This window comes from Chloroflexota bacterium, from assembly GCA_034717495.1.
Lineage (GTDB): Bacteria > Chloroflexota > Anaerolineae > JAAEKA01 > JAAEKA01 > JAYELL01.
In genome coordinates this window covers 57,163-69,009 of the sequence record JAYELL010000101.1, presented here as the reverse complement: position 1 = coordinate 69,009, position 11,847 = coordinate 57,163, and the positions used below count along the sequence as shown (strand labels likewise).

8 protein-coding genes and 1 tRNA gene are annotated in these 11,847 nt (G+C 57.7%); 7 read left to right on the top strand and 2 right to left on the bottom strand.

Annotation, left to right across the window (positions count from 1 at the left end):
* The first annotated feature begins 1 nt into the window (after position 1).
* Entirely contained in the window at positions 2-2,389 is a 2,388-nt protein-coding gene (locus U9R25_18100) for a DEAD/DEAH box helicase (GenBank protein ID MEA3337808.1), read from the top strand.
* A gap of 357 nt (positions 2,390-2,746) precedes the next feature.
* Here U9R25_18100 and U9R25_18095 read toward each other — a convergent pair whose 3' ends face one another.
* Positions 2,747-4,942, bottom strand: a complete 2,196-nt coding sequence (locus U9R25_18095; protein ID MEA3337807.1) for a hypothetical protein — start codon at positions 4,940-4,942, stop codon at positions 2,747-2,749.
* 532 nt (positions 4,943-5,474) lie between these two features.
* Here U9R25_18095 and U9R25_18090 point away from each other — a divergent pair.
* Positions 5,475-6,635: a site-2 protease family protein gene (locus tag U9R25_18090; GenBank protein ID MEA3337806.1), complete on the top strand. Its 1,161-nt coding sequence runs from the start codon at positions 5,475-5,477 to the stop codon at positions 6,633-6,635.
* A gap of 159 nt (positions 6,636-6,794) precedes the next feature.
* Here U9R25_18090 and U9R25_18085 read toward each other — a convergent pair whose 3' ends face one another.
* Positions 6,795-7,472 carry an SOS response-associated peptidase gene (locus U9R25_18085; protein MEA3337805.1) on the bottom strand — a complete coding sequence of 226 codons (678 nt, stop codon included), beginning with the start codon at positions 7,470-7,472 and terminating at the stop codon, positions 6,795-6,797.
* Between the two features lie 143 nt (positions 7,473-7,615).
* Between U9R25_18085 and U9R25_18080 the strand changes: the two genes are divergently transcribed.
* The 5 genes from U9R25_18080 (at position 7,616) to U9R25_18060 (ending at position 11,845) form a co-directional block, all read left to right on the top strand.
* Positions 7,616-7,692, top strand: a tRNA-Val gene (locus tag U9R25_18080).
* A gap of 61 nt (positions 7,693-7,753) precedes the next feature.
* On the top strand, positions 7,754-9,151 hold the full coding sequence (gene selA / locus U9R25_18075; GenBank protein MEA3337804.1) for an L-seryl-tRNA(Sec) selenium transferase: 1,398 nt from the start codon (positions 7,754-7,756) through the stop codon (positions 9,149-9,151).
* On the top strand, positions 9,148-9,552 hold the full coding sequence (locus tag U9R25_18070) for a DUF126 domain-containing protein (GenBank protein ID MEA3337803.1): 405 nt from the start codon (positions 9,148-9,150) through the stop codon (positions 9,550-9,552). Before selA ends, U9R25_18070 begins: the two co-directional genes overlap by 4 nt.
* Positions 9,553-9,586: 34 nt before the next feature.
* A complete protein-coding gene (locus tag U9R25_18065; protein MEA3337802.1) occupies positions 9,587-10,432 on the top strand; it encodes an isopentenyl phosphate kinase in 846 nt (281 codons plus the stop codon).
* Between the two features lie 129 nt (positions 10,433-10,561).
* The gene (locus U9R25_18060; protein ID MEA3337801.1) at positions 10,562-11,845 is read left to right on the top strand and encodes a M50 family metallopeptidase; all 1,284 of its coding nucleotides are present in this window, start codon (positions 10,562-10,564) and stop codon (positions 11,843-11,845) included.
* Positions 11,846-11,847: the final 2 nt, after the last annotated feature.

The window sequence follows — 11,847 nt, the reverse complement described above, 5'->3', positions numbered from 1 at the left end:
CGTGAACGTCAACAGCTTTCTCAGGGACCTGCGTCGCCAGTCCTTCTACCAGAGCCAGATTGTTCACCTGGAACAGGTTGCGCGACGGGGGGCAAAATACGGAAAGCTGACCATTCCGCTGCATCCAGTCCTTAAGCGGCAGTTGGAAGCCCAGGGAATCACTCGCCTTTTTACCCACCAGGCACAGGCGATAAACGCCGCCCAGTCGGGCCAGCATTTGATTCTCGTCACCGCAACTGCCAGCGGCAAGACCCTGGGCTACAACCTGCCCGTGCTGGAAGCCATTCTGGAACGGCCTACCGCCCGAGCCCTTTATCTCTATCCCACCAAGGCATTGGCCCAGGATCAATTAAGGGCACTGCGAGAGTTAGGCTGCGCCATCGAAGGTCAGCGAGGTCGAGGGACCACCTCCTTGCCTGTCACGGTCGGCACCTACGACGGCGACACACCCCAGAGTCGCCGGGGACGGCTGCGCAAGTCGGGCCAGATCATCCTCACCAATCCCGACATGCTCCATCTCGGGATTTTACCCAATCATCCCCTGTGGGGAAGTTTCTTGCGCAATCTGCGATACGTTGTGGTGGACGAGGCTCATACCTACCGGGGAGTCTTTGGTTCGCAGGTAGCCTGTGTGCTGCGCCGGTTGCGTCGAGTCTGTGCCGTATATGGCAGCGAACCCCAATTCATCGCTACCAGCGCAACCATCGCCAACCCGGCACAACACTTTTTGGGGCTCACCGGGGTCGAGGGCGTTGTGGTCGATGACGATGGCAGCCCCCAGGGTCCGCGCAGTTTCGCACTCTGGAATGCACCCCTTATTGACAAAGCCAGGACAGCCCGTCGCAGTGCTAACAGCGAGGCCACCAATCTGTTCTCAGCCCTGGTACGCAACCAGACCAGAACCATTGTCTTCACACGGGCGCGCAAGGTTGCCGAGTTGATCCTTCGTTACGCCCGGGAGGAGCTGAAGAAAGGCCAGAATCCGGAAGGCAAGACCAGGGGAATCCGGCGCAGGTCCGCTAAAGGCGATGAAAGCCTGTCAAGCCGGATCGCGGCCTACCGGGCAGGCTACACCCCCGAACAACGACGAAAAATCGAGCGAGACCTCTTTTCGGGCGAGCTACTGGGGGTCACGGCAACCAACGCGCTGGAACTGGGTATCGATGTCGGTGGCCTGGATGCTGCTGTGCTTGTGGGTTATCCAGGCACCATTGCCAGCCTCTGGCAGCAGGCTGGACGGGCTGGACGAGGGAATGAACCCTCGCTGGCCATTCTGATCGCGCTTGATAACCCGCTTGACCAGTATTTCATGCGTCACCCGGAGGAGCTATTCGGCCGGCCCCACGAACATGCCCTGATCGACCCGGACAACGTCTATGTCCTCGCTCGTCACTTGCCCTGCGCGGCCCATGAGGTACCGTTGACCAATGTTGCCTCGCCGGGGCATTTCGACGATGAAGCCCTCTTTGGTCCCGGATTCGTGCCTGCCATGGTTGAGTTGGAGCAAACGAGAAGGCTCAGTTTCCAGGGGGATCGATGGGCCTACAATGGCAACGATTATCCGGCCGAAAAGGTAAACCTTCGATCCATCGGCGGATCCCGTTTTGCTATCCTCAACGAGGCCAACAACCACAGAACACTGGAAGAGATTGAAGCCAGCAGCGCAACGCAACGGGTTCATCCCGGCGCCATCTACCTGCACCAGGGAGAGAGCTACCTGGTCACCCGCTTCGACGCGGACCAGGGTTTTGCCATTGTGCGACCTGTCGAGGTTGATTACTACACCCAGCCAAGGGAATGGAGTGACGTACGGATACTTCGCTCACTGGCCCACCGCGCCATCCCCGGGGGAAACGCTTACTTTGGGCAAGTGCGCACAACATCCCAGGTCATCGGCTACCGGCGACTGCGCCACTACACCGAGGAGGTTCTCGGTGAGGAAATGCTGGAACTTCCCGCAACCACATTCGAGACAGCGGCCCTCTGGTGGGACCTGTCACCGGAAATGATCAGGGCCTGTGCTCGCCGCAGGCTTGACTTTCTGGGAGGCATCCATGCCGCCGAACACGCTGCCATCGGAATTTTACCTCTTTTCGCGATGTGTGATCGGTGGGACATCGGTGGACTGAGCACGCCGCGCCATCCGGATACCGATGCGCCCCAGGTGTTCATCTATGACGGCTTTCCCGGCGGCGTGGGAATCGCCGAGCAAGGCTTCAAACAGTTGCCTGATCTCTGGCGGGCAACCTGGGAGGTCATCGCCCGCTGTCCCTGCCATGATGGCTGCCCAAGCTGCATCCAGAGTCCCAAGTGCGGCAGCAACAATGAGCCGCTGGATAAGGCAGCAGCCCAGTTGATCCTGGAAATGCTTCTTCCATCCAGGCGTTGATTCCGTATTTTCCAGAGCCTCCCTTTTTCTGCCCCCATTCGAGAAAAATCACCATTGCCGCTCGAACGAACTGAACTCAGGTCCTGGCGGAAACGCACAAACCCTGTTCAGCACGTTGATCCTCCCGTCGACAACAGCCGCTCACTGCGCCGGGGCACCACCTCACGGAGCGCTCGCTACCTGGCTCACGCATCGTCTAGCTCACGCATCGTCTAGCTCACGCATCGTCTAGCTCACGCATCGTCTGCTGACGTGCTGACGTGCTGACGTAGCGTGACGGTGAGCGTAGCCGAAGGATCAACGCAGACTTGTGCTGAGCGAAGCCGAAGTATGATCGCAGATCAATCACAAAAAAGATCAGCGTGAATCTGCGCCGAAGGTCTGCGTAATCAGCGTTCCTCTGGCTTGTCCCGGTTGGGAACCTGAAAAAGAGACCAACGGGAGGAAGGCACGAACGGGCTGCCCGGCAGTCACCAGCAAGTCCTGGTTCTCTCCATCATGAAAAGCGATACAGGGGTATCCTGCACTGTCCAGAGCAAGGGAGGTTCCTTCTCCCATCCGCCAACCGTTGGCAATCTCCTGAATCTGCCAGCCACTCTCTGTAAGTCGGGCATATCGCGCGCCGCCAAACGACCCCTGGTGATAGCTGATATGGGGCCGGTCCTCCACATCCAGCGCCAGCGAGGTGTACTGCCCCGCGAGACCGACAGAATCGACGGTCTCCGTATACCAGGCGCCGCCATCGCGCCGCGCATATTTCAGACCGCCGGCACCAGCGTCGTAGTAGCTGATTCGAGGCTCACCCGAACTGTCGAGCGCCAGGGAACTGAAGGAACCAACGTCCCCTTGGCCATCCACCACCTCTATCGACCAGACACCCGCGGCCTGGACCGCTAATTTCAAGTCACCGTTTCTTTGATCGTAATAGGCAATATGAGGCTGTCCGGCACCGTTCAAAGCCAACGAAGTGTATAGACCGGCGTCGCCATTGTTATCAACGATCTCGATCTGCCAGGCACCAGCCGCACGACGAGCATATCTCAAAACACCCCCGATTTCGTCATAGTAGCTGATGTGGGGATCACCGAGGAGGTCAAGGGCCAGAGAACTGTAAGTGCCAACATTGCCGCCGGTTCCCCCGGAATCCACGATCTCCGATAGCCAATGGTCGTTTTCACGGCGGGCCAGCATCAGGTCACCGTTGCTGCTGTCGTAGTAACTGATGAATGGCACACCAGACAGCTTCAACGCCAGGTCAGAGTGCCCACCACCACTGCCGATCGGTGCGACGGTCTCGACCTGCCAGTGGCCGTTGTCGCGCTGGGTGAATTTGAGGCTATCTGACCCAAAATCGATGTAAGCCAGGCTTGGGCCATTTGCATTATCCAATTCCAGGGAGGGATACCGGCCAGCTTTGCCAACGCTGTCCAACGATTGTCGTTCCCACTGCCCTTCGATCCTCCGGGAATAACGCAGCTGCGAATCCTGCCAGCCAAAATACATAATGTGGGGCTCATCATTGCTATCAAGGGCCAGGGACGAGTACCAGATCGATTGCTCGAACGTATCGATCTGCCATCCACTGCCATCCCAGGATGCGATCCTTCCTTCATTCTGCCGGGTCGCATAGCTGATATGGGGTCGATCCTGGCTGTCGATGGCGACCGAGGCGAAACCGCCCCACCATTCTGCCTCGTCCACCACCTCAATGTGCCATCCACCACCGATCCACCAGGCGTGTTTCAGGCGTTCGCCGGTGGTATCGAGATAACTGATGTGAGGGAGTCCCCCGCTATCCACCGCGATGGAGTTGAATTCCCCCAGGTATTCGGCGCGATCAACGGTAAAGTGCAACCAACGATCAACCCACCAGGTGGCATATTTCATGTGCGAGCCAAGGTGGTTGACCATGTAGTAACTCATATGAGGCCGGTCGGTGTGATCCAATGCCAGGGAAATGAACATCTCCGACCACCCGCTTCGGTCCACGACCTGGATCTGCCAATGCGTGCCGGTCCATGACGCATACTCCAGGATCCCATGATTGCTATAGGCAATATGGGGCTTGCCACCGCTATCAAGTTCCAGAGTCGTGTCGTAATAGATCTTTTCCCCCGGTGCCGCTACCCTCACAGTCTGGGTTTGCCATGAGTCACCCACCTTTTTGGTATACATGAGGGCACTGCTGGTCGAGTCCAAGTAGGCAATATGGGCACTGTCGGCGTTGTCCAAAGCCAGCGATGCCGGCGCCTGGTACCATTCATAGATGCTGCCAGGGGCACCTGCAATTATCTCCCGATGCCATGTCGTCCCATTGTAATACGCATAGTACACGTGATCGCCAACATACGCGATATGGGGATGGCCCTGCGAGTCCAGCCGAAGGCTGCGATCCCCCACCTGAAACATGTTTCTCGGACAATCGGCGCATTCGGTATACCACTCCAGCGCCGGAAACGCCAGACCGCCGGCAGGAGTGGGATCAACTGGCGAATGGGCCGCTTCAACGCGAATTGCAAGCAGGATACCGACTAGAAAAGCGGCTATAGTCATCCATATGAACCAACGGAACCCATTTGTACGAGAGCGTCTGATCGTCAACAGCATCCCTCTCCTAACCTGGACAAGCCACGAGGAACGCTGATTACGCAGACCTTCGGCGCAGAGGTCGCCGATCTTCTCTGATCTTTTCTGAGGCCTGATCTGCGTTTATCAGCGTATATCAGCGTCATCTGCGGTCATGCTCTTTTCTTTTCACCGCTGATTCACGCACACCTCCGGCGCAGATTCTCGCTGATTCTATTTGGATCGATCAGCGTTTTCCCTTCGGCTGCGCCCCTCGACACGCTCGGGACACGTCGGCGGTTCATTCAGCGCGGCGGTGTATCAAATTGCGCTGCACCTGAAACTGCCGTACAATGTGTCAGGAAAAAAACTGGCAGTTGTTTTTCAGCAAGAATCGAGCCGCGGTCGGCGGTCAGCGGTCTTCCGACAGCGGTCGGTGGATGACATTATACGGCTTGATATCTGCCGTGCGCAAGTCAGCCGTTGATCCGGTGCCATTGCCTGATCTGCTTACATGAGCATGGAATCACAGACTGAACCCACAGTTCTCCAGGTTCGCGCCCTGCGCGCGACTGTCGACGATGTGATGGCCATTGACGACGTCACCGAGGACGTCGAGACCATCGCAAACCCCTTGTTGCGCGTCAACCGGAGAGAAGACGAACTTCAGCGGCATGTCATCCGGTTTCGCGGTCACCTGTTATTGCCATCGGAAGCAGCCTTTTCCTATCTGTTTGATCGCTTTCATGCCCTTGGCTTTACGCCCCTGTTGCGCGAGGACGAGGACAAGCAGGGCGAGGTTGTGCTTGCAATTCCTGGTCAGCTTAAAAAAGCAAACCAGCGTATTGGCGTAGCCGCTGCCCTCTTTTTTTTCACCCTGTTATCCTGTCTCTTTGCCGGCGCTCAAATGGTCGATGGCCTGACCGGCACAAACCTCAATCTTCTCGATGGCATTCCTTTTGCAGCTGCCCTGCTGGCGATCCTGGCGGCCCACGAATTCGGCCATTATCTGGTTGCCCGCCGGCTGGGCACCCCTGTCAGCCTGCCCTATTTCATCCCCATGCCCCTTGGCCCCTTTGGAACGCTGGGTGCGGTGATTAACATGACTGCGCCACCGCGTAATCGGCGCCACCTTCTGGCCATTGCTGTCGCAGGTCCTCTTGCCGGCCTGGTGCTTGCAGTGCCCCTGTTGATCGCGGGCCTTCGCCTCAGTAGCATCGAGCCACTACCCATTGGCGTCGACTACATGATGGAGGGTAACTCGATCCTCTATGCAGCCCTCAAGTTCCTGGTCTTTGGCCGCCTGCTGCCTGCCGGCGGTGAGGATGTCTTTATTCACCAGGTGGCATTTGCCGCATGGGCTGGTTTACTGGTCACCGGCCTCAACCTGATCCCTGCCGGTCAACTGGATGGTGGCCACATCCTGCTGGCGCTGACAGGAGAACGCATTGCCGGCTACGTCTACTGGATCGTGATCGCAGCCATGGCAATCCTGGCGTTCTTCTGGATCGGCTGGCTGCTCTGGTTGCTGCTGATCCTGGTCTTTGGCCGGGTACGGATCGCCCCCCTGGACGAAATCACCCAACTTTCCACTCCGGAGCGCCTGATCGCTATTTTCACGCTCCTGGTATTTTTCCTGGTGTTTACCCCAATCCCCCTGACGGTTGTCAACGCGAGCTGAATGTCACGTCAGGCTCGGTCAGGCCCACTCCGCTGGCGCTGCGGGAGGCTTCGCACAGACCGGCCTGAGCAGGAGAAAAAACACCGACCGAGCAAAAGGAGTCGAGGCTTCAGCCGGTCTTGCTCGGTCGGCACCTTCCACAATTGTTTGGGCAGCCGATCAGAACAACCTCCCCCGTTCGACCCGCGCGACCACAGATGGATCATCGTTGACGGGCCGGTTTACCAGCGTGGACACAGGATAGGCTGTCATTTCACCGGCCGGGTAGGCACGCAGCATATCAAGCCAGATTGTCGGTTCAGCCGCGTCGTCAAGCCAGATTGCCTCATGCTCTTTCTGTAGAATCACCGGCATCCGATTGTGAATCGGCGCAAGCAGTTCGTTGGGTGTGGTAGTAATAATGGTGAATGTGCGAAGTGGATCGCCCTCGGGCGGTGTCCAGGTCTCCCATAGTCCGGCAAAAGCGAAGGGGTCCCCGGATTTCAGGACAATCCGCATGGGAACCTTGCCCCCGGAGGTTTTCTGCCATTCGTAGAAACCATCCGCCAGCACCAGGCACCGGCGGTGCTTGAAGGCGGCCCGATAGGCCGGTTTCTCAGCTACCGTCTCCGATCGGGCATTGATCAAACGATTCCCAATGCCTGGACCCTTTGCCCAGAAAGGCACGAGGCCCCAGCGAAATAGCTGAATAACCTGGCTATCATCGTTCGTGATGACCGGCAGTTTCTGGGTTGGGGCCGCATTATATCTGGGCCGCAATCCCTCCTCCGGTAACGCTGCATCAAACCATTCGGCCAGTCGGTCGGGATCGGCAAAGATAGAAAATCGTCCACACATCGATCACCTCCGTCACAATTCTTCATCCTCGCTCGTCGCACTGATGTTCTAAGTATACCGTGGAGGAGTGCGTTTCGCAATTCAACCGCATCCCCGATCATTTGACACGGCCCACACCACCGGCGTATAATCAGGGCACCTATGGGCGAATAGCTCAGTTGGCTAGAGCGCTTCCCTTACAAGGAAGAGGCCACAGGTTCGAGTCCTGTTTCGCCCACCAGTCTAAATGGATGGCCGTCGGTCGGCATCGGCCGGGGGCTTTTCTATTTCTTGAGGATACCGTGTCTCATAAGGAATTGCGCAAGCTGCCCAGTATCGACCGCCTCCTCCAGCTGCCAGAGATGGCAATAGCAGAGGAAGACTTCGGCCACGCCCTGCTCGTAAGCACGGCCCGGCAATTGCTGGACGATACCCGTCAGACATTGATCGAAACGAGTCAGGCTTGTCCCGATCTGACAACGCTCGGCAAGACCCTGCTGACCCGCCTGCACGCCACCACCGAGCCGACCCTGCGACCGGCAATCAACGCCACCGGGGTCATCATCCACACCAACCTGGGGCGCGCGCCTTTAAGCGACGAAGCCAGAACAGCAATGGAGATGGTCGCGGCGGGCTACAGCAATCTGGAATATGATCTGGGGACAGGCCAGCGAGGCTCGAGATACGTTCACGCTGTCGATCTTTTATGCCAGCTGACGGGCGCCGAGGACGCGCTGGTCATCAACAACAACGCTTCGGCTGTGTTGCTCTGTCTGATGGCTTTAGCCCGCGCAAAAGAAGTGATTATCTCGCGGGGTCAATTGGTCGAGATCGGGGGTGGGTTCCGTATCCCTGACGTTCTGAATACCAGCGGGGCACGCCTGATCGAGGTGGGAACCACCAATCGTACCCATCTGCGCGACTTCCAGGCAGCCATCGGTCCAGACACGGCAGTGCTGTTGCGAGTTCATAGCTCCAACTTCCGGCAGATAGGCTTTACGGCTGAGGTGAGCCTGGAAGATCTCGTCGAACTGGGCCACCAAACAGACATACCCGTGATAGATGATCTGGGCAGCGGAACACTGCTGGATACCATAGTCTTCGGTCTTGCCTACGAACCGCGGGTGCAGGACAGCCTGGAAGCCGGCGCTACCCTGGTTACTTTCAGCGGCGACAAGCTGTTGGGCGGCCCGCAGGCCGGCCTGATCGTGGGCAAGCGAGATGCCATCGCCCAGCTTCGCCACTATCCCCTGACACGCGCCCTCAGAGTCGACAAGACGACCCTGGCAGCGCTTTCGGTTACCCTCACCCACTACCTGCGCGGCCAGGCGGCAGAGAAGATCCCCGTCTGGCGAATGATTGCCATGGATGCCGGTGAGATTGCCCGTCGATCTGGTAGCTGGGCTGCCCAGTTACAGGATGCAGGTGTTTCCGCCACGGTCTGGCCAGGCGAATCAACGGTTGGAGGAGGCTCGTTGCCCGGGGAAACGCTGCCCACCCACCTGCTGGCCCTGCCCGACCTGCCCGCCGATCGCCTTGCCGCCCGGCTACGGGCAGCAAATCCACCGATCGTGGCACGCATCATGCAAGATACCCTTTGTCTGGACCCGCGAACTGTCCTGCCCGAACAAGATAAGACCGTAGTAGAAACGCTGAGAATTGCAGCCGGTACAAGCAACTTGGCCGGAGCATCACCATGACCAATGTAACTCGAACCAGCGGCCGTGTAATCCGGGGTGGTCGAGCTGAGGGGGAGGCGCTTGTCTCCACAGAACCGATTGGTTTCCTTGGCGGAATCGACCCCGAAACTGGAATCGTGGTTGAGGCAAATCACCCGCTCCATGGACAATCGGTAGCAAACCGTGTGCTGGTCTTCCCCACGGGCAAGGGAAGCACGGTGGGGTCCTATACTATCCTGCGATTGGCACGCAACGGTGTTGCACCGGTGGCAATGATAAACGCCGAAAGCGAAGCTATCGTTGCCGTGGGCGCCTTGATTGCCGATATTCCCATGGTAGATCAGGTGGCGATTACCCTGATTCAAAATGGCGACTGGGTGCTGGTCGACGACAGCAACATAGAGATCCGCCCTGCCGCCTGATTTTTGCCCATGAACAACAATCCAGAGATCATCCATGAGCACTGATGTCGAGGCAACCAGCCACGACGGGTCAACCCTGGTTTTCCTCAAACTGGGTGGTTCACTGATTACAGATAAGACCCGGCCTGAAACCGCGCGCGCCGATGTTCTCCGCCGGCTGGCCCATGAGATTCACGCTGCGATGGACGCGGCGCCCGATCTGAGTCTGGTATTGGGCCATGGTAGCGGTTCCTTTGGTCATGTTGCAGCCCGGCGTTACGGTACCCGAAATAGTGTGCGCGACGAGGTCGGGTGGTTGGGCTTTGCAGAGGTAGCAGATGCCGCGGCCCGGCTCAATCGGCTTGTGGTCGAGCGATTTCTTCAGGCCAACCTGCCCGTGTGGTCTGTGCAGCCATCAGCCGGAGCCTGGTGCGACGATGGACAGATCGTCGCCTGGCCGACCCATGTACTCTCTATGGCGTTGGAAAGGGGATTGATTCCTCTGGTGTATGGCGATACAGTGTTAGACAAAATCAGAGGCGGCACCATTGCGTCCACGGAAGAGGTGTTTGCCTGGCTGGTGCCTCGGTTGCGCCCTGAACGCATTGTTCTGGCAGGCACGGTCGACGGGGTTTTCTCCAGCGACCCAATCCTGGATGCCAACGCCAGACAGTGGGCGGAGATCAACCCGGCATCGCTACCCAGATTGCGTACTCACCTGGGTGGCTCCCACGGTGTGGATGTAACCGGAGGCATGTTGAGCAAAGTGGAGGAGATGTGCCACCTCGTGTCCGATCATCCCGGCCTTGAAGTACGTCTGGTGTCTGGCTTGCGACCGGGCGCCGTGAGAGCCGCACTGCTTGCAGAAGAGGGATCAGGAGGCACACTCATTCGCTCCTGACCCAAGTCATCCCTTCATACATCGTTGGGACCAATTATTACAAACTATTAATAACCTTGCGCGTTTTGCCCCTTCCGACTATAATATCCCCGCGATTGCGACCTCGTGTCGCAGTTCCATGAGGAGAAAATGTCGATAGTCAATATAGTTGGGTTTGTATTAATTTTTAGCATCCTGGTCTTTATCCATGAGCTCGGTCACTTTTTAGTTGCTCGCCGCAACAAGATTGTAACTGAGGAGTTTGGCTTTGGATATCCACCCCGAGCACTGGAACTCTTTCGTGGCAAAGGTCTGCTCGTCGTAGATAAAAAAAACCTGGTTGTGCCCCGTGGCTTCGAACTTCCCCAGGACATAACGGTCGATTCGTTCGTCACAGTTCAATACGAGATGGACAAAAAGGGCCAGGCACTACTTACCAGTGTTCAGGTCGTAGAACCTGAACATGCCGCCAGTCTGGGCGCCGGTCGGGTGGAGATGGTCGATCCAGGTACCCTGTTCAGTTTGAACTTTATTCCGTTCGGCGGTTTCGTTCGCATGCGCGGCGAGGATGGGCCAGCAGGGCCTGGCAGCTTCGCCAACGCCTCCGCCGGCGCCAGGTCCGCGACGTTATTGGCCGGACCGGCGATGAATCTTCTGCTTGCGGTTTTTATCTTTGCCCTCTCCTTTTTTTTGGGCAGGCCGGAACCTGTACCCGGTGGTCGAATCGAAGAGATCGCTCCTGGTTCACCTGCGCAAATGGCGGGACTGCAGATCAATGATCGAATCTTCCAGATCGATGATGAGGTTGTGCGCCACGCTGGTGACATGGGCCAGTACATCCATGCCCACGCGGGAGAACCGGTAGTATTGCTGGTGCAACGCGATGAGGCAATGCTGGAAGTTACCCTGGTTCCGCGTGTCAATCCTCCGCCCGGCGAGGGCGCCATCGGCGTAGCAATTTATCCTGTAACCGAAATCAAACGCTTCGGTGTTCTCGAGTCCTTGAAACGGGGAGTCGAGGATACGGTGCGCTTCACTCAGTTCACGCTCTCGGTGCCATCGATGATAATTCGTGGTACCATCACGCCGGCAGAGGCTCGCCCGGTCGGGCCCAAAGCCATCTATGATTTGACCAGTGGAGCTATTTCAGCCACCATCGTCTCGGGCTGGTGGTTCCCTGTTCTCCAGTTAATGGGTATTCTCAGCGCAGCACTGGCGATCACAAACCTGCTTCCGCTCCCAGCCTTGGATGGTGGTCGATTGTTGTTCATTTTCATCGAAAAAATCCGCGGCCGCCGCGTCGACCCAAATTGGGAAGGTGCCATCCACCTGGCTGGTATGGTCTTGCTTCTTGGTCTCATGGTGTTCATTACCTATCAGGACTTTGCATCGCCGGTTCCGCTTCCAGATTGGCTCGCGCCTTTGGGACCGTAACC

Excerpts from the sequence above, each read along its gene's own strand:
- U9R25_18060 (MEA3337801.1), top strand. The coding sequence starts at position 10,562 with ATGTCGATAGTCAATATAGTTGGGTTTGTATTAATTTTTAGCATCCTG.
- U9R25_18085 (MEA3337805.1), bottom strand. The coding sequence starts at position 7,472 with ATGTGTGGACGATTTTCTATCTTTGCCGATCCCGACCGACTGGCCGAA.
- U9R25_18065 (MEA3337802.1), top strand. The coding sequence starts at position 9,587 with ATGAGCACTGATGTCGAGGCAACCAGCCACGACGGGTCAACCCTGGTT.
- U9R25_18095 (MEA3337807.1), bottom strand. The coding sequence starts at position 4,942 with ATGACTATAGCCGCTTTTCTAGTCGGTATCCTGCTTGCAATTCGCGTT.
- U9R25_18090 (MEA3337806.1), top strand. The coding sequence starts at position 5,475 with ATGGAATCACAGACTGAACCCACAGTTCTCCAGGTTCGCGCCCTGCGC.
- U9R25_18070 (MEA3337803.1), top strand. The coding sequence starts at position 9,148 with ATGACCAATGTAACTCGAACCAGCGGCCGTGTAATCCGGGGTGGTCGA.